This window comes from Nioella sp. MMSF_3534 (assembly GCF_030732985.1).
In the GTDB taxonomy this organism is placed as follows: domain Bacteria; phylum Pseudomonadota; class Alphaproteobacteria; order Rhodobacterales; family Rhodobacteraceae; genus Nioella.
On record NZ_JASHJX010000045.1, the window covers coordinates 1 to 23,171 of the forward strand.

Consider the following 23,171-nt stretch of genomic DNA (forward strand, 5'->3'; position numbering starts at 1 on the left):
ACCCACCCAAACCCAAAGGAGATCGCGCTTTGCGACGACGACGATAGACACGACCATGAAAAGGAGACCTGACATGTCTATTTTGAAAGCCCTCCGGAACCAGCGACGATTGCTCGTTCCGGTCAACACCCGCACCCTCGTGCTTGCCAAGGGGAAGATCGACCAGATCCTCGGCCCCGGTGAGCACTGGATCGACATGCAGGACGTTCAGACCGAACGGTTTGATCTCTCCTCCCCCCGGTTCGTGTCCACGCTCGCCGCACCTTTGCGTCGGGATCGGCCCGACTTGGTCGAGGCCCATTTCACCGAGGTCCATACCGGCCCCGATGAGGTGGCCGTGATCACCCGAGAGGGGATCGTCACCGACCTTGTGGCCCCGGAACAGCACGCGCTTTTCTGGACCGACGCAGGTCCCTGGACCATCGAGCGGTTCGACATGGCCGCAGAGGTGATGCTCGATCCGGCCCTTGCCCGCCGGCTTGAACGGGCGCGGTTGGATGCGCAGATCAACGTGACCACTGTCGAGGAGGGGCGCGTGTCCCTTCTCTTCACCGAGGGTCGGCTTGTGAAAGTGCTCGACCCCGGAACCCATTGGTTCTGGATCTTCGGGCGCAAGCATACCGTGCGCCAGGTCGATATGCGCTGGCAGACCAAGGAGGTCGCGGGGCAAGAGATCCTTACGAAGGACCGCGTGTCCATCCGGGTGAACTTGACCGCCGTCTTCCGCGTCACCGATGCGGTGAAAGCCGTGACCGCCGTGCGCGACCATGACGAGGCGCTTCACCGGGCCGTGCAGCTTGCGTTTCGCAAGACGCTCGGGGCGATGACCCTTGACCGGCTCTTGGCCGAAAAGGGGATGGTCGATGCCGAGGCCGCCGAGAAGGTCCGCGCCGATATGGCCGGGCTTGGGATCGAGGTGGGTGAGATCGCGTTGAAAGACGTGATCTTGCCCGGCGAGATGCGCGACATCCTCAACGGGGTGGTCGCCGCCCAGAAAGAGGCCGAGGCCAACGTGATCCGCCGGCGTGAGGAGACGAACGCCACGCGGTCCTTGCTCAACACCGCGCGTGTCATGGCGGAGAACCCCGTCATGTTGCGGTTGAAGGAACTTGAAGCGTTGGAAACCATCGCGGGCAAGGTCGAGCGGCTTACGGTCCATAACGGGACCGAGGGCCTCATGACCGACCTTGTGAAGCTTCGCGACTAGGCAAAAGCCCCTGAAAACAAGGCCCGCCCGGAGAAATCCGGGCGGGTCAGCCTGTTTATACCTCAGGTTTAGGCCCCTGAACCGGTGGTTTATGGACCGCGGGATAAACGGCGGGCAAATGGTCAGTCAGCCCAATCGGCACTTTTGTCGGGTCAGCGGATCGGTGGCAGTCCTGCCGGTTCGCGCATTGGACCAATTCAACAGGAGATGACTGATGACCCCGAAATCCATTCTTGCAGCGTCCGTGACGGCGGTTCTGCTGTCCACCACAACCCTTGCCGCACAGACGTCGAATGATGCGGTAAACGCGGCGATCGCCGAACTGCAAGATGCCGGCTACATGCGCATTGAGGTGCAGATCCGCAATGGCGGCTACAGGATCGAGGCCACCGGCGCCGACGGCTCGGTTGAGCGGACCTTCGACCGCGATGGCAACCTTGTCCGCGAAGAGGTGGTCTCGGGCGGGATCGAAACCGAAACGACGTATGACGCCAATGGCAATGTGATCGAAACCGAAACCGGCCCGGCCTATGACGACGATGATCGCGATGACGATGATGATGATCGCGATGACGATGACGATGACGGTCGCGACGATGACGATGATGACGATGACAACAGCGGTCACGGAAACGATGACGATGACGACGACGACCGCGATGACGACCGCGACGACGATGACCGCGATGACGACAACGATGACGACAACGACAACGATGACGATGATGATGACGACGATCACGGCGGCCATGGCAGCGATGACGTGAACGACGACCACTAAGGACCGATATCGGCTTTAGGTTCCCTTCAGGAGATTGGTGTGCTCTCCTGTTGCCGATAGACGGACCTCGCTCTGCCCCGCTATTCCCCCCACGCACGCGGGGCAGAGCCATTTCAACCAAGGAGACGAAACAGATGAAACCCTCGCGCCTCTTGATGGCCACTGCGCTCTGCCTGTCGGCAGGAACCGGAGCAGTCTGGGCGCAGGATATCGAGGCCCAGATCATCTCTCAGCTTCAGGCGCAGGGATATGCGCGCATCCATGTGACACGCACCTGGCTTGGGCGCGTCCGCATCGAGGCCGAAGGGCCGGGTCGCGAACGCGAGATCATCTTCAATCCGACAACCGGCGAGATTCTGCGCGACTATTGGGAAATCGAAGATGACCACTCGGGCGGTGGCGGGGTCTTGCCGTCATCCGTGTCGGAAAGCTCGGGTGACGACGACGACGACGACGATGATCGTGATGATGACCGAGACGACGATGATGATGACGACGACGATAACAGTGGCTCGGGCGGCGGCGACGACGATGACGATGATGACAACAGCGGATCGGGCGATGACGACGATGACGACGACAACAGCGGCTCTGGAGGGGGCGGAGATGACGACGATGACGATGACGATGACTGATGGCTCGCAGCGCCAGGAGGGGCAGCTGCGTGACAAAGGGTAAGCTGCTTCTTGCGGCTGTTTTCATTGTGCAACTGGTCTGCTCGGTCTTTTTCGTGTCCGAGATTGTTTTGACCATATTCAATGTCCGCGCCCGTCCGATCAGCTGGCAAACCCGCGAGTTGATGGAAATCGGCGCGACGATCGGGCTGATTATCGGGCCAATCATCGGCGCGATCTTTCTGCGCAACTCCATGCGACGCACGGCAATTGTCGAGCAGAAGCTCAAGGCCGCATCAGGGGCCTTCATGGATGTGATGGCGGAACGGTTCGACGATTGGGGCCTGACCCCGGCGGAACGCGACGTGGCGCTTTTTGCGATAAAGGGCATGTCGATCCAGGAAATCGCCGCTTTGCGCCAGACGTCAGAGGGCACGGTCAAGGCACAGACCAACGCGATCTATCGCAAGGCAGGCGTCAGCGGACGGCCTCAGCTGTTGAGCCTGTTCATCGAAGATCTGCTGGATGTGGACGACCGGGTGCGGATCGCAGCCGAATAGGTCAGGTCGCCGCCATTTCCTTCAGAACATCCAAAGGGATGATGTCCAGGGCGCGGGCATGGGTTGCCTCAAGCCGCACCTTGGGCGCGCAGCCTTCGTCATGGGCTTGCAGGAACCGGCCGGCGCAGAGGCACCATTGGTCACCCGGTTTCAGCCCCGCAAATCCGAACTCGGGCCGGGGCGTGGACAGATCGTTGCCCACATATTTGGAATAGGCGAGGAACTCCGCCGTCATCTCGGCGCAGACCGTGTGGCTGCCATGATCGTCGGAACAGGTGTTGCAATGACCATCGCGGAAGAACCCTGTCAGGGGAGCGGTGGAACACGGCTGCAACACGCCGCCCAACACGTTTACCGGGGCATCCATGGGGGTCATTGGCTATCCTCCGGTTCGGCATCAGCCTCGGGCTCAGGGCCTGGCGCTGGCGGGGCGAGGCTTTCAGAGATCAGCCGAAAGATACGGACGTTTTCCTCGTTCACGCCGGAATCGCGGAATTGCCGGTCCGCGCCGGTGGTGGCGATGACCACAGCATTGACCTGATCGACATAGACGTATTGCCCATAGATCCCCCGCGCCATGAACTGGCCGGGCTCGGCCCCGACGGGGATCCACCACTGGTAGCCATAGCCGATCTCGCCCGGTGCGGTGTTGGCGGAGGCCGAGGTTGAGGCCGCGACCCACTCCGGCGACAGGATTTGCTGGCCGCCATATTCCCCGTTATTGAGGAAGAGCAGCCCAAGACGTGCATAGTCGCGGGTCGTCATGTTCAAGCCGCCAAGCACGAAGGCGACGCCCTCGCCATCGGTCAGGTAATAGGGTGTGCTGTCCATCCCGAGCGGCGCGATGATCCGTTCTGACAGAAGCGAGGGGATATCGCGCCCGGTCGCGCCCCGGATCACCATGCCGATCACATGGGTGTCGATCGAGACATATTGCCATTCTTCGCCCGCCGGGCGGTCGGTTTCCGTCAGCGCCGCGGCGAAGCCATCGAGTGTGCCGCCAAGGGCGATCTCGCGGCCCATGCGGTTGATGTCGGAATTGTAGTCCAGGTAGTCCTCGTCGAAGGTCACGCCCGACGACATTTGCAGCACGTCAAGGATCGTCGCGCCGTCATAGGCGGAGCCCGCCAGCATCGGCGCGTATTCGGTAACCAGAGCACCAAGTTCCGGGATCGTGCCGTCATCGACCAGCGTGCCCATCAGCGCCGAGAGGAAGCTTTTGGCAACCGACCAGGAAATCCGCTGATCCGTGGGCGCGGTGCCCAGGTGATAGCTTTCATGCCGGATCTGGCCGTCCTGTAGCACCAGCAGCGAGGTAACCGCGCGCTCGTCGATCCAGTCGGCCACCTCGGCAGGCAGCTCTGCCGGGTCACCTTCCGGCATCGGGCTGGCGGGGCCTGTTCCGCGCGGCACCTCCACGGTCAGGAACGCCGCGTCCATATGGCTGAAATTCTGCACGATCCGATCCGCGTCAAAGAGAGAGTTCACCGCCCAAAGCCGCTGGATTTCCTCGCGCATGTACCAGCCCGCCGCCGCGGTCACGACCACGAAGATCAGAAGGATGCGAACCAGAAGTCTGAGTATACGCCGACGCATGAAAGGCCCCCTTTTGGCTGTGGATCAGCAGAACATGGCAGCGCCTCGCGCGGCAATCCTGACCCTACGTCAGCCGAAGGGTTAGCGGAACCGGTCCACCAGTTTTTGCAGGGCGGATCGGTCGTCTTCGGGCTCTGCCGGGGGCTCGGGCTCTGCCGGCTTGGCTGCCGGTTCAGGCTTGTTGCTGCCCGAGGATCGTGGCGGCGAGGTGCGCAGGGCAACGGCGTTCATGAACCGGCTGGTGTCTCCGCGTGCAAGCTCCGGCGCGCCGTCGGATATGCCGCGCAGAAGGTCGTCCAGCCAGTCCTGATCGGCCTTGGCGAAATCCGACAGAACATAGGGCGCAACCCGGTCCTTGTGGCCGGGATGGCCGATGCCAAGGCGCACCCGGTCGTAATGCGGGCCGATATGCTGGTGGATCGAGCGCAGCCCGTTATGGCCCGCATGCCCGCCCCCCGCCTTGACGCGGCATTTGCCCGGCGCAAGATCCAGTTCGTCATGGAAAACGGTGATGTCGGTCGGCTCCAGCTTGTAGAAGCGCATCGCCTCGCCCACGGATTGGCCCGACAGGTTCATGAAGGTCTCGGGCTTCAAGAGCAGCACCTTCTCGGACCCGAACTTCCCTTCGCTCAAGCTCGCCTGAAACTTGCTGCGCCACGGGGCAAAGCCGTGGTCTTCGGCAACCCTGTCCAGCGCCATGAAGCCGATATTGTGCCGGTTGCCCGCGTATTTCGCACCGGGGTTTCCAAGGCCGACCCAGAGTTTCATGGCATCCTCGCATTCAAATCGCCTGCTCAGTCCTATAGGCATGACGGGGCGAGGGATCAACGAATTGGGGACAGATGCCGGTATTCACCCTTCATGACATCACGCTTGACCTGCCCGAGGTGCTGATCACCAAGGCGCTTGCGGCGCGGCTGGCCGATGGCAGTTACGAGGCCGATGAAATCGCCGCCGCGATGTGCCGGGTCGGGCCGGGCATGCGGGTGCTGGATCTTGGCGCGGGTCTGGGGCTGATCAGCGCGCTGTCAGCGCGGGTTGCGGGGGCTGCGAACGTGCTGAGCGTCGAGGCGAACCCCAACCTGCTACCAGTGCTGCGCGATACGTTCGAAAGAAACGGGCAGGGCGGCATTCGCCTGCTGCACGGCGCGGTCACGGCGGGTGAGGGGGGCGGCACGGTCCGGTTTCAGGTGCCGCGAGCCTTTCTGGGTGCAAGCCTCGCGCGGGCCGGGGCACCGGAAGAGGAGATTTGCGAGGTGCCCAACCTGGGGCTTGAGCCCTTGCTGTATGAACATCGGCCGGACCTGGTGATGATGGATATCGAAGGGGCGGAGGAATGGCTGTTCGATCAGCCCTGGCACCCAGAATTGCGCTTTCTGGTGCTGGAATTGCATCCGCCCCGCTATTCCGACACGGTCATAAAGCGGGTCGTCGATTGCATGTCGGATTCCGGTCTGACCTACGATCCCGCCACATCACGCGGGCGGGTTCTGGGGTTTCGCCGCGTTTAGCGCCGGGGGTGGGCCAAAAGAAAACGCGGCCCATCCCATTGGGACAGGCCGCGCTGGATCTGGTCCGAACAGCAGACCGCCGGGATTATTCCTCGGCGGCGGCGTCTTCGGTTGCCTCTTCACCTTCGGCTTCGTCTTCAGCGTCGCCACCACGTGCCAGGCCCGAGGGGGCGGCGATGTTGGCGATCACGAAGTCGCGGTCGATGGTCGGGCGTGCGCCCTCGGGCAGGGTCACGTCGGAAATGGTCACGACGTCACCGATGTTCAGGGCCGACAGGTCAACGGTGATCTTTTCCGGGATGTCGCCTGCGGTCACGCGCAGTTCGACTTCCGGGCGCACCACGGTCACGACGCCACCCTTCTTGATGCCGGGCGCAACCTCTTCGCCGACGAACTCAACCGGAATGAACAGGTTGACGCGGCTGGTGCGGCGCAGGCGCATCAGGTCGACATGGGTCGGCAGGTCTTTCACGACGTCACGCTGAACGCCGCGGCAGATCACGCGCACATCTTCGTGGCCTTCAACCTTGAGGTTGAAGAGCTGCGCCAGAAAGCGGCCTGCTTTCAGGTGCTTGAGCAACACGTTGAAGGGGATCTGAATCGAGACGGGGTCCGCACCACCGCCATAGACAACTCCGGGCACCATACCGTTGCGGCGTGCTTGACGAGCGGCCCCCTTGCCTGTCCCCGTCCGTGCCTCGGCGACGAGATCTTTAATCTCTGCAGCCATAGCTATTCTCCATATGATAAAGGGCGGCCTCCAAGGGTGTCCGCCCGGTTGAAGCCGTGCCTATAGACGAGCCCTGCGGGTTTGGAAAGGGGCTTTGCGCGAAGAATCCGCGCTTTGGAGCTTGCTTTGGCGCAACGCCCGTGACAATCGCCCGGTCATGTTGATCCTGCGCGCGATTTCCCTGTCCCGTCATGACCTTCCGGCCTTTGCGGCGCAAGGCATCTACTGGGGTGCTTTCGCCGCCTATGTGCCGCAGATCAAGGCCCATATCGGGGCCAGCGACGGCGCCTTCGGCCTTGCGATGCTTGTCACCGCGGCGGGTGCGGTGACGGCGATGCTGTCTGCGCCTGTCTTCGCGGCGCGGTTCGGGCGCTATGCCGTGTCGCTTGCATCCGTTCTGCTGGCACTGGCGTTTCAGGCCCCGATGTGGGTTGCGTCGGTGCCGGTTTTCGCGGCGCTGATGTTCTTTGCCGGTGCCGGGTCGGGATTGCAGGACGTGGTGATGAACACACGCCTGTCGCGCACGGAATCGCGCCTCGGGGCATCCCTGATGAACCTCAATCACGCGATGTTTTCCTTCGCTTACGCGGCCTCCGCCATTTCCGCGGGTCTGGCACGAGAGGCGGGGCTGCCGCCCGCGCCGGTCTTCGCCACGCTTGGGCTGCTGACGCTGATTGCCTCGGCGTTCATGATGTCGGGGGATGGCGCGGAAACCCATGGCACGGCTAAGGCCGCGCGTGGCCGCTTTGGCGGCGTGGTGCTGTGGGGTGGGCTGATCGTGCTGGTGGCATTCCTTGCGGAAAACGCGACCGAGGGCTGGTCGGCCCTGCATGTGGAACGCACCCTGGGTGGCGGCGCGGCAGAGGGCGCGCTTGGTCCCGCGATGCTTGGCCTGACCATGGGAATCGGGCGCTTCACCGGGCAGCTGGTGGTGGGCCGCCTGTCGGAAACCCGCGTGGTGTTCTGGAGCGCGCTGGTCACCGCCTGCGGAGCCTTGCTGGCGGCCATCGCTCCGGTGCCCTTGGTGGCATATGCCGGGTTTGCCATTCTGGGGCTCGGAGTGTCCACCATCGCACCGATGCTGCTGGCGCTTGCCGGGCGTCTGGCCAGCGATGACGCGCGGGCCTATGTCATCAGCCGGGTCACGACCATCGGCTATTTCGGCTTCTTCATCGGGCCGCCGATCATGGGCTTCATCTCGCAAGGCTTCGGCCTGCGGATGTCCTTCGGCTTCGTGGCGCTGCTGCTGTTGCTGATCCCCGGCTTTCTGGCGCTGATGCGCCGGGCGGGTTAGTCGAAGACCTCTCCGGGGTCGACGCCCCAAAGCGTGTCCATCGGCACCCACCCGCGATGACCGCCCACGTTCAGGCGGCACCAGCTGCCGTTGCATTCATCGAGGAAGGCAATCACCCCAAGCTCGGCCTGAGCGGTCACGGGAGAGGCCGGGTCGGGCCGCTGATGCAGTTCCAGCATGTCGACCTCGACAATCGCGGTACGTATGCCTGACAGCAGCGAATAATGCATCCAGCCGCCCGCCCCGTCGCGGTCGATCACCCGGCGCCAGTGTTCATGTTCGGCCACCACCTGCATCGGCATGTTGCGGCGCTGGAACACCCAGTCGATCCTGTGGCTGCGCGAGGGTCCGCGCCGTGCGAAAGCCTCTGACGCCTGGATCGAGACATAGCGGGGCAGGGGGAACCCCGTCACGGGACCACGCGCCTCGGCCTCCTGCGCGGTGGCGGCCGTGGCCATCAGACCCAGAATCATCGCCAGGATCACGCCCGATATCTTGCGCTTCGTCATCTGCACTGCCTGCCCGCACCTGTGCCGCTGTTTCGCGGTCTTGATCGGTGTTTTTGTCGCTGTTGGGGTGCTGTGTCTTGCACCCCTGCCTAGGATGAGAGAGTGTCACGGCAAGGGCTGAAATGCCAGAAAAAGGGAAAGACGGGATGCCAGGTCAGAAGCTGAGTGTTGTCGTAACGCGACGGTTGCCCGAAGCGGTCGAAACGCGGATGTCCGAACTCTTTGACGTGGAGCTGCGCGAGGATGATCGCCCGATGACCCGGCAGGAGCTTGTCTCGGCCATGGGCCGGGCCGATGTGCTGGTGCCTTGCGTGACCGACCAGATCGACGCCGGATTGCTGGGACAGGCGGGTGATAAGCTCAAGCTCATCGCCAATTATGGCGCGGGTGTCGATCATATCGACGTGCACACTGCCCGCCAGCGGGGCATACTCGTGTCCAACACGCCCGGTGTGGTGACCGAGGACACCGCCGACATGACCATGGCGCTGATCCTTGCCGTCACGCGCCGCATCCCCGAGGGTCTGGCCGTGATGCAGGCGGGCAAATGGCAGGGCTGGTCTCCCACGGCCTTCATGGGCGGGCGCATCGGCGGCAAGCGGCTCGGGATTCTGGGCATGGGCCGGATCGGTCAGGCGGTGGCCCGGCGCGCGGCGGTGTTCGGAATGCAGGTGCACTATCACAACCGCCGCCGCCTGCATGAAGATATCGAGGCCGATCTGGAGGCGACCTATTGGGAAAGCCTCGACCAGATGATTGCGCGGGTCGATATCCTGTCGATCAACTGCCCGCACACGCCCTCGACCTTTCACCTGATGAATGCCCGTCGGCTGAAGCTGATGAAACCCACGGCGGTGATCGTGAACACGTCGCGTGGCGAGGTCATCGACGAAAATGCCCTGACGCGGATGCTGCGGTCCGGTGATATTGCCGGGGCAGGTCTCGACGTGTTCGAACACGGCAAGGACGTGAATCCGCGCCTGCGAGAGCTGGAAAACGTGGTGCTGCTGCCGCATATGGGATCGGCCACGCTGGAAGGGCGCGAGGAGATGGGCGAAAAGGTCATCATCAACATCAAGACCTTCGACGATGGCCACCGGCCGCCCGATCTGGTCGTGCCGAGCATGCTGTGACCATCAGTCATCATAAGAAAATTCCAGAATTTTCTTCCTGCCTCAAAATTCTTCCAGAAGAATTTTGGACCGGTTTGAAAATCCTTCGGGAAGGATTTTCCGGCGCGCGTTGCGGTCATGGCTAGGTTTGTCGTCCTGCCGGTCCTGATTGCCTTCGCCTGCCTTCTGGCGGGTCTCTACGGCATGGTTCACAACCAGATCAGCTATACGGTCGGTCCCGAGTATTTCCACGCTTTCAAGTTCCACCAGTTCAACATCGCCGAAGCGCTGCCATTCCGGGTTGGCGCAGCCATCGTCGGTTGGCGGGCAAGCTGGTGGATGGGGATTGTGATTGGTGTGCCGATTGCCGCCATAGGGCTGGCAATGCCGACCACGGGCCAGATGGTTCGGACCTTCCTTGGCGTCTCGCTGATGGTTGTCGGGATCACACTGGTGCTTGGCGTGGCGAGCCTCGCAATTCCCGTCGACCCCTCGCAATACCACCATTTCAGAATTCCCTCGGGCGTCGAGGATGTAGAGGGCTTCGTGCTGGCGGGGCTGATGCACAACACGAGCTATCTTGCCGGTCTGATCGGACTTGTCGCGGGGGTGATCTTCATGCTGGTCGCGGTCATTCGCGCCCGTCGTCGGACCCGCCCCGGAGGCTGATCGACTGCGCTTGTCGCGAAAAACCCGGGCGCGTGTCGGATTCTCGCGTTATCTGGTCGGCTGGCCTTCGCACCGACCTGCGCAATTCGGCACATTACCGGCAGAAAATCTGGCCCGGAGTCGCGCCCAATGAAAACCCAAGTCAAAGCCCTTGTCGTCGGTGGTGGTGCCGTCGGCACCTCGATCGCCTATCACCTTGCCAAAGCTGGCTGGGACGATGTCATGCTGCTGGAACGTGATGAGCTGACCTCCGGCTCCACCTGGCACGCCGCTGGCCTTCTGCCGCTGTTCAACATGAGCTACGCGACAACCCATATCCACCAGTACTCGGTCGATTTCTACAAGACCCTGGAAGAGGAAACCGGTCTGAATGCGGGCTTTGCCGTCGTCGGTAACCTGCGCATGGCGCAGACGCAGGAGCGTATGGATGAATACATGCTCTATGCCTCCACCGCCGAAACCTGCGGTGTGAAATACGAATGGCTGACCCCCGACCAGATCAAGGAACGCTGGCCGCTGATTGAGACCTCGGACCTCAAGGGCGCGATCTATCACACCGAGGACGGCTACATTAACCCCGCCGACGTGACCCAGGCGATGGCCAAGGGCGCCCGTCAGCGCGGGGTGGAGATCGTGCGCAAGATGCAGGCTGACGCGTTCCATTGGAATGGCACGCATTGGGAAGTGACCTGCACCAAGATGGTGGAAAAGGGCGGCAACCTCGTGCCCTCCGACGAACAGGTCGTCATCACCGCCGAACATGTGGTGACCGCATCGGGCAACCACGCGCAGCGCACCGCGAAGATGCTGGGGATCAAGATGCCCGCGATCCCGGTGGAGCACACCTTCATCGTCATGGACAAGGACCCGGAGCTGGTCAAATGGCGGGAAGCGGGCAATCCCGAGCACCCCGTCGTGCGCGATGCCGACAATGAATCCTACGCCCGCGAAGAACGTGGCGGCTGGATCCTGGGCATCTACGAACATGGCGCGCCTGCCCGCTTTGAATATGGCGTGCCGGACAGCTTCCGCGCCGACCTGTTCCCGCTCGATCTGGACCGGATCGCCGACCAGTACATGGCGATGGCAGAGCGGGTTCCTTCCTGCGCCGAATCCGGCCTCAAGGACGACTTCAACGGCCCGATCTGCTACACGCCCGACGGCAACCCGCTGGTCGGCCCCGCACCGGGCCTGCGCAACATGTGGCTGGCCGAGGGCTTTTCCTTCGGGATCACGGCGGCTGGCGGCACCGGCTACTACCTCGCCCAGATGATGGTCGACGGCGAAGCCGAGATCGACATGGCATCGCTCGACCCCAAGCGCTATTCGCAGAACTGGATGACCACCGAATTCGCGGCGCGCAAGAACGAGGAATGCTACGAACACGTCTATATCCTGCACCACCCGGATGAAGAACGCGAAGCCTGCCGCCCGCTGCGCACCGCCCCTGCCTATGACCGGCAGAAGGCGCTTGGCGCGCAATTCGGCTTCGTCAACGGCTGGGAACGCCCCAACTATTACGGCCCCCTCGATGCGCCCGAGAATTTCGACCACGACGCACGCAGCTTCCGCCGTGGCGGCTGGTGGCAATACGCGGTGGAAGAGGCCAAGGCGATCCGCGAGGGCGTGGGCCTGATCGACGCGACCGCCTTCACCAAGCACGTGGTCAAGGGCCCCGGCGCGACGGCCTTCCTCGACTGGTTCACCTGCAACAAGCTGCCGAAAGTGGGCCGGATCAACCTGACCTACGCGCTGACCAGCGCGGGCACCACGCGCACCGAATACACCATCGTGCGCAATGGCGAGAACAATTACTATCTCGTCTCCGCCGGGGCCTGGACGGAGTATGACGCCGACTTCCTGCGCAAGGCGGCCGAGGACAAGATGGAGGAGTTCGGCTATATCGAGATCCAGGACGTGACCACGCAGTGGGGCGTTTTCGCCATCGCAGGACCGAAGTCGCGCGACGTTCTGAAAGAGGTGATCAAGGACGCCGATCCGGACACCGCGCTCTCGAACAAGCGCTTCCCGTGGCTGTCGGCCCGTCAGATCGAACTGGGCATGTGCCCTGTGAACGCGATCCGCGTGGCCTATACCGGCGAGCTGGGATGGGAGCTCCATCACCCGATCGAAATGCAGAACTATCTGTTTGATCTGCTTGAAAAAGCTGGCGAAAAGCATGGCATGAAGCTGGTTGGTGCACGGGCGCAGAACTGGCTGCGGCAGGAGAAATCCTACCGAGCATTCGGCAACGAACTGGGCCGCGACGCGACCCCTGCCGAAGCCGATCTGCCGCGCTTCATCGACCTGTCGAAAGAGTTCCACGGCAAGGCCGAGATGGAAGCCAAGGGCATCCGCTCCAAATGCTGCACGCTGCTGATCGACGGGCCGGAGGATGCCGATCCCTGGGGCCGCGAAGTGCTTTATACGCCAGAGGGCGAGCGGGTTGGCCGCCTGACCTCGGGCGGTTATTCGGTGGCCTTCGGCAAGTCCATCGGCATGGGCTACGTCACCCCCGATCTGGCGGTGGAGGGGACCCGTCTGAAGGTCAAGATGCTCGATCAGTTGTGGGATGCGGTCGTGACCTGCGACAGCCCCTATGACCCGAAGAACGAGACCATCCGCAAGGACGGCTGAGGCGTGTTAACCGGGGGTGCCGCCCGTACACCGGGCGTACACCCCCTGTACACCCCCCGTACAGACGCGGCCCTGCAATCCGGCCAAGGGTTAAGGCGCGGAGCGATAGGTAAGAGACTGGAAAGACCTGCCAAACCGGCGGGTCTTTCTTTTTGGCGCTTTGACATGCGGCGATGTGCCGAAGGGGTGCATTGCTGGTCTGACTGCATCGGGCTTTCCATCGGGCGAGTGCTCAGGCAGATTGCACCTTCAGGGAATGGTCTGGGGGATCGGCATGGCAACGGCGGCAGTGGTGATTGGTTTGGTGGCCTTCGGCTGGCTGACGCTGTTTCAGATCGCGCTGGCAGCGGGTGCGCCGATTGGGCACCTGGCCTGGGGCGGGGCCGCGCGGGTGTTGCCGACGGGTCTTCGGGTGGCGAGCGGTGTTTCCGTTCTGCTGGCGCTGCTTGGCTTGCTGACGGTTTCCGAGGCCGGCGGGGTGATCGCGCCGGTGCTGCCCGAGGGCTGGTTGCGGCCAAGCCTCTGGGGTCTGTCCGGCCTTTTCGGGCTGAGTGTGCTGACCAATCTTTTCGGCGCGCGCGGAGCGGAGCGGCTGCATGGCGTTCCATTGGCGTTGTTCTGCGCGGGGTCGTGTCTGGCGTTGGCTCTGTCCTGAGTTCCGTGGGGAATGCCCCGGCCCAATGCCCTTGCAAGGGCATTCCACGCGGCCCGTCAGGGCCGCGCGGGTCGATGCGCGCGAAGCCGCGCAGCGAAATCCCTCAGCGCCGCAGGAACCGGCCCAGAACGTCATCCATGGCCGACCCGTCGCCATCGGCATCGAGCAGATCGTTCAGCATGCCAAGCCCGCCACCGCGCCGTTGGCCGCCGCCGCCAAGCAGTCCGCCGATCATCCCGGCCAACCCGCCGCCCTGGGCTTCTTGCTCCGCCGCGTCGATCTGGTCGTCTGGCATCTGCCGTTGCAGCCCGCCCTGTGCCATGGCCGCAAGCGCGGGCAGGAATTGGCTGACCAGATCGCGGTCAACGCCGGATCGCGCGGCGGCCTCCTCGGCCAGCCCCTCGGCCGCGTCCTGCCCACCAAGAAGTGCCGACAGAAAATCGCGCCCCTGCGCCTGACCGTCGGAACTGGCGGCTGCCTCGGCATCGTCAAAGAGCCCTGCCTGATCTTCGCCCCTAAGCCGCCCGAGCACATCGCCAAGCCCGCCGCTTTCCGCCCGCTGGCGCGCGGCCGACCCGATGGCGGGTGCCAGCAGCGATGTCAGGCTTTCGGCCTGCGCATCATCCAGCCCAAGCTGAGAGGCGAGCTGTCCCAGACCCTGACCGCCCTGTGCCTGTTGCAAAAGTCGCATGATCGACATGGTAATCCCCTTAATTTCAAATCTTGTGACCCGGTCAGGTCAGCACAGACGGGGGATCGGGGAAAGACGATTCGGGTTTCGCGTGGCAGACAGGCGGGAACAGGCTATTCAGCGGCTTTGGGGGACAGGGCCGCGTGCAGCTCGTCATAGGCATCCATCGCCTTGGCCGCATACATCAGGGCCGGACCACCGCCCATCTGCACCGCCATGCCGAGCGCTTCGCCCAGTTCCTCGCGGCTGCCACCGGCGCGGATCAGCACCTCGATATGAAAATTCATGCACGGTTCACAGCTGTCGGCCACGGCGATGGCCACGGCAATCAGCTCCTTGGTTTTCACATCCAGAACGCCATCGGTCTTCACCACCGCGCTGACGCCCGCAAAGGCCTTTGTCACCTCGGGGATTGCCTTGTTCAGCTTGCGCAGCTGCCCGTGCATTTCGTCGCGTTTTTTCATCCAGCTCATGGCGGTCTCCTGCTTTTGTTTCGGCCTGTCAGAACAGGTCGGCAGGGGCCGCGCCTTGACCGGGATCAATTGGCGCCGACAATGATTATGAGGTTGTTGGAGGGCATCTCCACGGTTTCGGTCCTCAGCGGTGACAGGCGGTCGCGGACCCAGGCGATATCCTTGTAGCCGATGGCGGTGTCCTGCGCTTGCAGGCTGGCATGGAAGGCGGCGTCGCCCTCGCTGGTGGTCTCGCCGTTGCGCAGGAACGGGCCATAGAGGAAGGCCTTGCCGCCGGGGGCGAGGGCCTGCGCGATGCCGGTCAGAACGGCTTCGGCCTCGGCGTCCGCGATCAGGTGAAGCAGGTTCACCAGCAGGATCATGTCGGCGGGGCCATGGGTCGTGTGCCAGCCGGGGGTGGCGGCGTTCAGGTTCTGGGGTGGGCGCAGGTTTGCGGGGCCTTCGGCCTGCCGCCACGCCTCGATCGAGGCGAGCCTGTCGGGGTCCAGATCGGTCGGTTGCCAGTCCAGCCCCGGAAAGGCGCGGGAGAAGGCCACCGCATGTTCCCCGGTGCCCGCCGCGATTTCCAGTGCGCGGCCTTCTGCGGGGGCGTGGGTGTGCAGCACCTCCAGAATGGGGGCCATATTGCGCCGGGCTGAGGGCGCGGACATGCGCCTGTCTGTGCCAGACGAGGGCGCGTCCGGCAGGGTCAGCCTGCGGGTCATCCGAAGCGCGCGGGGCTGAGCGCCGCGACGGTGGCCGCATCCAGATCCGGCGTGCGGCCTGCCACGACATCGGCCAGCAGTTGGCTGGCTGCGGGCGCGGTCTGGAAGCCGTAGCCGCCTTGCCCCGCGCACCAGATGAACTCGGGTTCCCGCAGATCGCGGCCCAGGACCAGTGTCCGGTCAGGGGCGAAGCTGCGCAGACCCGCCCAGGTGGTTTCCACGCGGGTGACTTCCTCGGTCACGAAGGGCTGATAGCGGGCGATGCCCTCGGCCAGCACCATGTCATCGGCCCATGCGTCGTGTGGTTCATCGACCGGGTCCTGTTCGGCGGGCGAGACGATCCATTTGCCCGCATCGGGCTTGGCATACCAGGTTTCGCCCGCGCCGATCAGCATCGGCCAGCCGGACGGATCATAGCCCCCCGGTGCGGGCATCCGCGCCATGGACCGGCGCAGGGGGCTGATGCCGATGGGTCTGATCCCGGCCATCCCGGCGATGATGTCGACCCAGGCCCCGGCGGCGTTGACCAGCTGGCGGGCCTCATAGGTGTCGCCGCCCGCGCTGACCTGCCAGATGCCATCCGTGCGGGTGATGGCCTCGACCCGTTGGCCGGTTTTCACCGTCCCGCCATTGCCGCGCATTTCCTTGACGAAGTTGCCGATCAGCAGGTCGGTGTCCAGATCCCAGGCGTCCTCGTGATGGGCCGCGCCGCGCAGGTGGTCGCGGTTGAGCGCCGGGACCAGCGCCATGGCCTCGTCGATCGAGATCGGGGTCAGGCCCATATCCGCGGTATCCTGCGCTAGCACCTCCTCCTCGCCCGGACCGGCCAGGAACATCAGGCCGCGCGGGCTGAGCACGCCGCCATTGGCGGTCATGTGATAATCGCGCGAGGCAAGGTTCAGCTGCACCGTGGCGGGCAGGCCGTATTGCGATTCAAACAGCGCCGCAGACCGGCCCGAGGCGTGATAGGCGAGGCTGGTTTCGGCCTCCAGAATCAGGGTGGAGCCCAGATGCGACAGGCGCGCACCCGCGGAAGTCCCGGCGATGCCGCCGCCGATGATGAGGAAATCATATGTCATGGCAGATGCGTGACATGGCGCGGCGGGGCAGGCAAGGGGGCAGATGCAGCGGGGCTGTCATCGGGGCAGATGCCGGGCTAGGGTTCTGCGAAAGTGCATTTGTTCGGGGCTGCTCATGACCACCACATTGATCGTTCTGGCGCATCCCGATCCGGGATCGTTCAACGGGGCCTGGGCCGAGGCCAGCGCGCGGGCCTGCCGGGCGATCGGGCATGACGTGCTGGTCAGCGACCTTTGCGCCATGGGCTTCGATGCCGTGGAGGGGCGGCCGCATTTCCCCGGCTACGCGGAGGACCGGCCTTTTGACCCGCTCAAGGCGCAGGAGGAGGCGGCAGAGGCCGGTGAGGTCCCTGCCGATGTGGCGGGAGAGATCGACAAGATCCGGGCCGCCGATCTGGTCATTTTCCATTTCCCCATCTGGTGGTTCGCGCCGCCCGCGGTGCTGAAAGGTTGGTGCGACCGGGTGCTCTTGCATGGCGGCTTGCACAGCGTGGATCAGCGGTTCGATGCAGGGCTATGCCGGGGTAAGCGGGCGCTGTTCTGCGCGACCACAGGGGCCAGCGCCGCGGAATGCGGGCCGGACGGGAAAGAGGGCGATGTCCGCCTGCTGCTGTGGCCCTTGGCGCAGACGCTGCGGTATCTCGGGGTCGAGCTCTATGAGCCGGAGCTTGTGCACGGGGTGCATGGCTATTTCGAGGGCGCAGAGGACCAGGCGTTGCGGGCGCGGCTGTCGGGGGTTCTGGATCGCCAGAGAGACATTCTGGCCGGGCTTGCAGAGCGGCGTTTGATGCCGTTCAACGCGGATGCGGATTTCGATGCAGACGGGCGGTTGAAGCCTGACTGCCCCAGCTATTCGCCGTTCATCCGGCACCCGAGCTAAGAAAAAGGCCCGCCGGAGGGGCGGGCCTTCTGATGCTGTTGGTGAAAGGGATCAGTTCGGCACGTCGCCGGTGATGCCTTCGACGTAGAAGTTCATGCCAGCCAGCGTGCCGTCATCCGCCACTTCGCCTTCGGCCAGCCAAGCGGAGCCGTCCTGACGGTTCAGCGGGCCGGTGAAGGGGTGGTAGTCGCCGGCTGCGATGGCTTCGACCATGGCCTGTGCAGAGGCGCGGACCTCTTCCGGGATCGCGTCGGTCATTTCACCGATGCCGACCATGCCCGGCCCGATGCCGTCCCAGGTGTCGGTGCTTTCCCAGGTGCCGTCCATCACCGCCTGGGTGCGGGCGATGTAGTAGGGGGCCCAATCGTCGATGATGGCTGACACGCGCGGGGCCGGAGCGAACTGGTACATGTCGGATGCCTGACCGAAGCCGATGGCGCCCGCTTCCGCCAGCACGGTCATCGGCGCGGTGGAGTCGGTGTGCTGCATGATCACGTCGGCGCCCTGGTCGATCAGCGCCTGTGCGGCGTCTGCCTCGACAGCCGGATCGAACCAGGTGTAGGCCCAAACGATGCGGAATTCGACATCGGGGTTCACTTCACGGGCGTGAATGAAGGCCGAATTGATGCCGCGGATCACTTCGGGGATCGGGAAGGAGGCGATGTAGCCGACGATGTTCGATTCGGTCATGTGGCCTGCGATATGGCCCATCACGGCGCGGCCTTCATAGAAGCGGGCCGAATAGGTGGACACGTTCGGATGGTCGCGGCGATAGCCGGTGGCATGTTCGAAGCGCACGTTCGGGAACCGCTCGGCCACGGCATTGGTCGGGTCCATGTAGCCGAAAGAGGTGGTGAAGATCAGGTCGGCACCCGACAGGGCCATCTGGGTCAGCACGCGTTCCGCATCGGCGCCTTCCGGCACGTTTTCCACGTAGCTGGTTTCGACGGCATCGCCGAAATGCTCTTCCACCGCCAGACGGGCGCGGTCATGTTCATAGGTCCAGCCGAGATCGCCGATGGAACCGACATAGATGAACCCGACCTGTGTCGGATCGTCCTGCGCCAGTGCCGGCGCGGCAAGGCCGAGCGACAGCGCGCTGACTGCCATGATCTTGGTGAGTGTCTTCATTCTCAGGTCTCCTTGTTGGTGTCTGTTTCGTATTCTGTTTCTAGGTCGAGATCCGTTATCGGATCCTCAAGATCGCCCTCCAGGAGGGCGCTTGTTATCAGGCCGGCGGGTACCGCGATCACCCCAAGCCCGACCAGCAGCACGATGCCGGTAAAGGCCCGCCCCGCCAGCGTGATGGGATAGACATCGCCATAGCCCACGGTGGTCAGCGTGGCCAGCGACCACCACAGGCAGGCGGGGATCGAGCCGAAAGTGTCGGGTTGGGCCTGATGCTCGAAATGGTAGATGCCCACGGCGGACAGGTAGAGCACGACGAGCGCGATGAAGCTGAAGATCCATAGCTCGTCCCGGTTCTTCTGGAAGGCACGGGCCAGCCGGTCCAGCGCATGACTGGCATGGAAGAGTTTCAGCAGCCGGATCAGCCGCAGCAGGCGCAGCGAGCGGATGGACTGGGCGTCGGGCACCAGGAACAGGATTGCGGGCACGATCGACAGGAAGTCCACGATCCCCCAGAAACTGACCGCGTAGCGCAGGGGTTTCGGCGAACAGGCCAGCCGCAGCAGATATTCCGCCGTGAAGATCGCCAGAACGCTGTATTCCACCACCAGCAGCACCTGGCGCAGCTCTGTCGGCAGGCTTTGCACGGTTTCCAGCGCGATGGCGACCGCCGAGACGATGATCAGCACCTGCAGGGCAATCGCGATGCCCCGCCCGATGGTCGGATGTGTGCCATCCAGTGCCTGCAGAATCGCGCCGCGAGTCATGTGTCCTCCTAGCCGGTTGCATGGAACACCTTGCCAAGAGCGGCGGGCGCATTCAATGCGGTACGGCTCTTGTCCGAGGACATGATCACCAGCACGATGATGGTAATGACATAAGGCGACATCGCCAGGATCTCGACCGGGATGTTGATGCCCGCTGCCTGAAGGCGCAGTTGCAGGGCCGTGACGCCACCGAAGAGATAGGCCCCGAGCAGCGCGCGCCAGGGCTTCCAGCTGGCAAAGACGACCAGGGCCAGCGCGATCCAGCCCGCGCCCGCGGTCATGCCATCGACCCAGTTCTGCACCCGAACGACGGACAGGAACGCGCCGCCGAGACCTGCACAGGCGCCGCCGAACATGATCGCCATCAGGCGGATGCGGATCACCTTGTAGCCGAGCGCATGGGCGGCATCGTGGTTTTCGCCCACGGCGCGGATGATCAGGCCCACCTTGGTGTAGCCAAGCACATACCAGACCGCCGCGACCAGCAGGACCGACAGATAGATGATCAGGGAATGGCCGAAGAGGATCGGCCCGATCACCGGGATCTCGGCCATTGCCGCCGGGAACGGGTCTGACACAGGCGGTGGGGTCGAGCCGGGATAGCCGACGCCAAGCAGGGCAGAGAGCCCGAGTCCGAACAGTGTCAGCGCCAGCCCCGTTGCCACCTGGTTGGACAGCAGCATCTGGGTCAGAACGCCGAAGATGAGGGACAGCGCCATACCGCTTGCCATGCCCGCCAGAAAGCCGAGCGTGGGCGAGCCGGTGTTGACGGCGACCACGAAGCCCATGACGGCACCGGTGATCATCATGCCTTCGACGCCGAGGTTCAGGACCCCGGTCTTTTCGACGACAAGCTCGCCGATCGCGGCCAGCAGCACCGGGGTGGAAACGGTGATCAGAGCGACGATCAGGGTGATTGGATCAATACCCATCATGCGACCCCCTCTTTCTTGACGCGGATACGGTAGGTCGACAGCACATCGACGGCCAGCAGGAAGAACAGCAGCATGCCCTGGAAGGCCTGGATCGCCGGAGCGGGGATTTGCAGCATCAGCTGCGCCAGTTCACCGCCGATATAGGTCAGTGCCATCAGGAGCCCCGCCAGCAGGATGCCGATGGGGTGAAGACGGCCCAGGAAGGCCACGATGATCGCGGTGAAGCCATAGCCCACGTTGAAGTCGATGCTGATCTGACCGGCGGGGCCGGAGACCTCGAAGAGGCCCGCGAGCCCGGCCAGTGCACCGGACATGCCAAGGCACAGCACGATAAGGCGATTGGGGTTCACCCCGGCAAAGCGGGCGGCGCGCGGGGCCTGACCGGCCAGTTTGATCTGGTAGCCCAGAACATGCTTGTTCAGCAGCACATAGGCAGTGATGACCGCGATGAAGGCCGCCACGATGCCCCAATGCATGCCGGTGCCCGAGATCAGTTCGGGGTTGTTCATCGACTCGATGCGGCTGAGATTGCGCGATCCCGGGAAGCCGTGGCCTTCGGGGTTGCGCAGGAAACCGGTCGCGGCAGAAGCGAGAAACTTTTCGGCCACATAAACCAGCAGCAGCGACACGAGGATTTCATTGGTACGGAACCGGGTCTTGAGGATCGCCGGGATCATCGACCAGGCCCACCCGCCAAGCGCCCCGGCGATGATCATGCCGGGAAAGATCAGCGGGCTTTCCGACGGGTAGAAAGCCAGCCCGAAGGACGCACCGGCGATGGCGCCCATGATATACTGGCCCTCGGCCCCGATGTTCCACACACCTGCCCGAAAGCCGAGCGCAAGGCCGATGGCGATCAGGATCAGCGGACCGGCCTTGACCAGAAGCTGCGGCCGCGAATAGGCGGCGAAGCTTTCATGAAACAGCGGATCCCAGAAGATGATGCGGATCGCCTCGAACGGGTTCTTGCCCAGAAGGGCGAACATGATCCCGCCGGCAATCATGGTCAGCACAACCGCCAGAACCGGCGTGGCGGCTGTCCATGCCCGGGACGGGGCAGGTCTTTTCTCAAGCCTCAGCATGGATTGCCTCCTCGTCCAGATCATGCATGTCATGCGCCCCACCCAGCATCAGCCCGATGGTTTCCATGGTCAGGTCGCGCGTCGTGCGCACGTTTGACAGGCGGCCTTCGTTGAGGGCGGCGAAATTGTCGGACACCTCCAGCAATTCATCCAGATCCTGGCTGATGACGATGACGCCTGCGCCCTTCTGGGCCAGATCGAGGATCGCCTGCCGGATATCGGCCGCCGCCGAGGCATCGACGCCCCAGGTTGGCTGGTTGACCACCAGAACCGTCGGATCCTGGAGGATTTCCCGTCCGATGACGAATTTCTGCAGATTGCCGCCGGACAGCGACCGGGCCACGTTGTCGGGGCCGGGGGTGCGCACGTCGAAATCGGCGATGACCTTTTCGGCATAGGCGCGTGTCGCGCCCCAGTTGACGAAGCCGCTATCCGCAAGGTTCTTGCGTTGGCGCGCGGTCAGCAGGGCGTTTTCGACAAGGCTCATATCCGGTGCAGCGGCATGGCCGAGACGTTCTTCCGGCGCGCAGAGGATGCCCATTTCGCGCCGCTCGTTCGGGCCCTTGTCGCCAATCGGGGTCTTATTGAGCGTAATCGTCCCCGGGGGTGTGGTGACTTCGCCCGAAAGCGCCGCCAGCAGCTCGTCCTGACCGTTGCCTGCCACGCCGCCGATGCCCAGAACCTCGCCTGCGCGCAGTTCGATTCCGACGTGACGCAGCGGGGTGCCGAAGGGGTTCGACGGCTCCACCGACAGGCCTGCGACCTTCAGGATCACCTCGCCCAGTTCGGCATTGTCGCGGGCGGGGGTGGCCAGCGACTTGCCGACCATCAGTTCGGCCATTTCAGCGGCGGATGTGTCGCGCGGGGTGCATTTGCCCACCACCTTGCCAAGCCGCAGGATCGTCGCCTCGTCACAAAGGGCGCGGATTTCTTCCAGCTTGTGGCTGATATAGAGGATCGAGGTGCCCTCGGCTGCCAGCTTGCGCAGGGTGTGGAAGAGAATCTCCACCTCCTGCGGGGTCAGCACACTGGTCGGTTCGTCCATGATCAGCAGTTTGGGGTCCTGCAGAAGGCAGCGGATGATTTCCACCCGCTGACGTTCGCCTGCTGACAGGTCGCCCACCAGACGATCGGGGTCGAGCGGCAGGCCGTAGGCCTCGCTCACCTCGCGGATGCGCTTGGCCAGATCGCGCTGCGGCGGCGGGTTCTCCATGCCAAGCGCGATGTTTTCGGCCACGTTCAGCGCTTCGAAGAGCGAGAAATGCTGGAACACCATCGCCACGCCGGTGGACCGGGCGACGCGCGGTTCCGGCGGTGCATAGGCCGCGCCCCGGAAGGTCATGGACCCGCTATCGGGCCGCACGAGGCCGTAGATCATCTTCACAAGCGTCGATTTGCCAGCGCCGTTTTCGCCAAGCAGCGCGTGAACCTCGCCCGGCTGGATCTGGAACGACACGTCGCTGTTTGCCACGACGCCCGGATAGGCCTTGGTGATGTTGTTGATGGAAAGCAGGGGCTCGCCGGTCATGTGACGCCCTCCTGTCTTGGTCCTTGTTC

General features: G+C 63.8%; 25 protein-coding genes. 11 read left to right on the forward strand and 14 right to left on the reverse strand.

From position 1 onward, the window contains the following. Window positions 1-73 precede the first annotated feature (73 nt). The 4 genes from RBB16_RS16665 (at window position 74) to RBB16_RS16680 (ending at window position 3,162) form a co-directional block, all read left to right on the forward strand. Window positions 74-1,207, forward strand: coding sequence for a slipin family protein (locus RBB16_RS16665; protein WP_306047225.1), 1,134 nt, complete (start codon window positions 74-76; stop codon window positions 1,205-1,207). 214 nt (window positions 1,208-1,421) lie between these two features. Next, a complete protein-coding gene (locus RBB16_RS16670) occupies window positions 1,422-1,988 on the forward strand; it encodes a hypothetical protein (RefSeq protein WP_306047226.1) in 567 nt (188 codons plus the stop codon). 134 nt (window positions 1,989-2,122) lie between these two features. Continuing rightward, window positions 2,123-2,623 carry a PepSY domain-containing protein gene (locus RBB16_RS16675; protein WP_306047227.1) on the forward strand — a complete coding sequence of 167 codons (501 nt, stop codon included), beginning with the start codon at window positions 2,123-2,125 and terminating at the stop codon, window positions 2,621-2,623. A 29-nt stretch (window positions 2,624-2,652) separates the two neighbouring features. Continuing rightward, a complete protein-coding gene (locus tag RBB16_RS16680) occupies window positions 2,653-3,162 on the forward strand; it encodes a helix-turn-helix transcriptional regulator (protein WP_306047228.1) in 510 nt (169 codons plus the stop codon). A 1-nt stretch (window position 3,163) separates the two neighbouring features. On the opposite strand, the gene RBB16_RS16685 is transcribed toward RBB16_RS16680, so the two are convergent. The 3 genes from RBB16_RS16685 to pth all read right to left on the reverse strand — a co-directional run bounded on the left by RBB16_RS16685 (window position 3,164) and on the right by pth (window position 5,526). Next, a complete protein-coding gene (locus RBB16_RS16685; RefSeq protein WP_306047229.1) occupies window positions 3,164-3,538 on the reverse strand; it encodes a DUF2237 domain-containing protein in 375 nt (124 codons plus the stop codon). Continuing rightward, complete coding sequence (locus tag RBB16_RS16690) at window positions 3,535-4,758, reverse strand: serine hydrolase (RefSeq protein WP_306047230.1); 1,224 nt, start codon at window positions 4,756-4,758, stop codon at window positions 3,535-3,537. The genes RBB16_RS16685 and RBB16_RS16690 overlap by 4 nt, the downstream gene beginning before the upstream one ends. Window positions 4,759-4,839: 81 nt before the next feature. Next, a complete protein-coding gene (gene pth, locus RBB16_RS16695) occupies window positions 4,840-5,526 on the reverse strand; it encodes an aminoacyl-tRNA hydrolase (protein WP_306047231.1) in 687 nt (228 codons plus the stop codon). 74 nt (window positions 5,527-5,600) lie between these two features. Here pth and RBB16_RS16700 point away from each other — a divergent pair, with 74 nt between their 5' ends. After that, window positions 5,601-6,269, forward strand: a complete 669-nt coding sequence (locus RBB16_RS16700) for an FkbM family methyltransferase (protein WP_306047232.1) — start codon at window positions 5,601-5,603, stop codon at window positions 6,267-6,269. An 85-nt stretch (window positions 6,270-6,354) separates the two neighbouring features. Here RBB16_RS16700 and RBB16_RS16705 read toward each other — a convergent pair whose 3' ends face one another. Beyond that, window positions 6,355-6,999 (reverse strand): 50S ribosomal protein L25/general stress protein Ctc, encoded by a 645-nt coding sequence (locus RBB16_RS16705; RefSeq protein ID WP_306047233.1) that lies wholly within the window; start codon window positions 6,997-6,999, stop codon window positions 6,355-6,357. 94 nt (window positions 7,000-7,093) lie between these two features. Here RBB16_RS16705 and RBB16_RS16710 point away from each other — a divergent pair, with 94 nt between their 5' ends. Further along, entirely contained in the window at window positions 7,094-8,293 is a 1,200-nt protein-coding gene (locus RBB16_RS16710; protein ID WP_306047234.1) for an MFS transporter, read from the forward strand. On the opposite strand, the gene RBB16_RS16715 is transcribed toward RBB16_RS16710, so the two are convergent. Further along, window positions 8,290-8,802, reverse strand: a complete 513-nt coding sequence (locus RBB16_RS16715; RefSeq protein ID WP_306047235.1) for an SH3 domain-containing protein — start codon at window positions 8,800-8,802, stop codon at window positions 8,290-8,292. The genes RBB16_RS16710 and RBB16_RS16715 overlap by 4 nt on opposite strands. Before the next feature lie 146 nt (window positions 8,803-8,948). On the opposite strand from RBB16_RS16715, the gene RBB16_RS16720 reads away from it, so the two are divergent. From RBB16_RS16720 to RBB16_RS16735, 4 genes are all read left to right on the forward strand, one after another. Continuing rightward, entirely contained in the window at window positions 8,949-9,935 is a 987-nt protein-coding gene (locus tag RBB16_RS16720; RefSeq protein WP_071691925.1) for a D-glycerate dehydrogenase, read from the forward strand. Between the two features lie 117 nt (window positions 9,936-10,052). Continuing rightward, a complete protein-coding gene (locus RBB16_RS16725; protein ID WP_306047236.1) occupies window positions 10,053-10,583 on the forward strand; it encodes a hypothetical protein in 531 nt (176 codons plus the stop codon). A gap of 129 nt (window positions 10,584-10,712) precedes the next feature. Continuing rightward, entirely contained in the window at window positions 10,713-13,220 is a 2,508-nt protein-coding gene (locus RBB16_RS16730) for an FAD-dependent oxidoreductase (RefSeq protein ID WP_306047237.1), read from the forward strand. Window positions 13,221-13,494: 274 nt separating this feature from the next. Next, window positions 13,495-13,875 (forward strand): hypothetical protein, encoded by a 381-nt coding sequence (locus RBB16_RS16735; RefSeq protein ID WP_306047238.1) that lies wholly within the window; start codon window positions 13,495-13,497, stop codon window positions 13,873-13,875. 103 nt (window positions 13,876-13,978) lie between these two features. Here the strand turns inward: RBB16_RS16735 and RBB16_RS16740 are convergent, their stop codons facing one another. The 4 genes from RBB16_RS16740 to RBB16_RS16755 all read right to left on the reverse strand — a co-directional run bounded on the left by RBB16_RS16740 (window position 13,979) and on the right by RBB16_RS16755 (window position 16,822). Beyond that, window positions 13,979-14,575 (reverse strand): DUF937 domain-containing protein, encoded by a 597-nt coding sequence (locus RBB16_RS16740; protein WP_306047239.1) that lies wholly within the window; start codon window positions 14,573-14,575, stop codon window positions 13,979-13,981. A gap of 104 nt (window positions 14,576-14,679) precedes the next feature. Continuing rightward, entirely contained in the window at window positions 14,680-15,039 is a 360-nt protein-coding gene (locus RBB16_RS16745; RefSeq protein ID WP_306047240.1) for a carboxymuconolactone decarboxylase family protein, read from the reverse strand. 65 nt (window positions 15,040-15,104) lie between these two features. After that, the gene (locus tag RBB16_RS16750) at window positions 15,105-15,689 is read right to left on the reverse strand and encodes a DUF938 domain-containing protein (protein WP_306047241.1); all 585 of its coding nucleotides are present in this window, start codon (window positions 15,687-15,689) and stop codon (window positions 15,105-15,107) included. Window positions 15,690-15,739: 50 nt separating this feature from the next. Beyond that, the gene (locus RBB16_RS16755; RefSeq protein WP_306047242.1) at window positions 15,740-16,822 is read right to left on the reverse strand and encodes an FAD-dependent oxidoreductase; all 1,083 of its coding nucleotides are present in this window, start codon (window positions 16,820-16,822) and stop codon (window positions 15,740-15,742) included. A gap of 115 nt (window positions 16,823-16,937) precedes the next feature. Between RBB16_RS16755 and RBB16_RS16760 the strand changes: the two genes are divergently transcribed. After that, the gene (locus RBB16_RS16760) at window positions 16,938-17,702 is read left to right on the forward strand and encodes an NAD(P)H-dependent oxidoreductase (RefSeq protein ID WP_306047243.1); all 765 of its coding nucleotides are present in this window, start codon (window positions 16,938-16,940) and stop codon (window positions 17,700-17,702) included. Window positions 17,703-17,753: 51 nt separating this feature from the next. Here the strand turns inward: RBB16_RS16760 and RBB16_RS16765 are convergent, their stop codons facing one another. From RBB16_RS16765 to RBB16_RS16785, 5 genes are read right to left on the reverse strand one after another with little or no spacing between them, the layout of a single operon-like run. Next, on the reverse strand, window positions 17,754-18,833 hold the full coding sequence (locus tag RBB16_RS16765) for a BMP family ABC transporter substrate-binding protein (RefSeq protein WP_071691918.1): 1,080 nt from the start codon (window positions 18,831-18,833) through the stop codon (window positions 17,754-17,756). Between the two features lie 2 nt (window positions 18,834-18,835). Next, window positions 18,836-19,597, reverse strand: a complete 762-nt coding sequence (locus RBB16_RS16770; RefSeq protein WP_306047244.1) for an ion transporter — start codon at window positions 19,595-19,597, stop codon at window positions 18,836-18,838. Between the two features lie 8 nt (window positions 19,598-19,605). After that, window positions 19,606-20,529 carry an ABC transporter permease gene (locus RBB16_RS16775; RefSeq protein ID WP_306047245.1) on the reverse strand — a complete coding sequence of 308 codons (924 nt, stop codon included), beginning with the start codon at window positions 20,527-20,529 and terminating at the stop codon, window positions 19,606-19,608. Beyond that, a complete protein-coding gene (locus RBB16_RS16780) occupies window positions 20,529-21,614 on the reverse strand; it encodes an ABC transporter permease (RefSeq protein ID WP_306047246.1) in 1,086 nt (361 codons plus the stop codon). Before RBB16_RS16780 ends, RBB16_RS16775 begins: the two co-directional genes overlap by 1 nt. Beyond that, a complete protein-coding gene (locus RBB16_RS16785) occupies window positions 21,601-23,142 on the reverse strand; it encodes an ABC transporter ATP-binding protein (protein ID WP_306047247.1) in 1,542 nt (513 codons plus the stop codon). Before RBB16_RS16785 ends, RBB16_RS16780 begins: the two co-directional genes overlap by 14 nt. Between the last annotated feature and the right edge of the window lie 29 nt (window positions 23,143-23,171).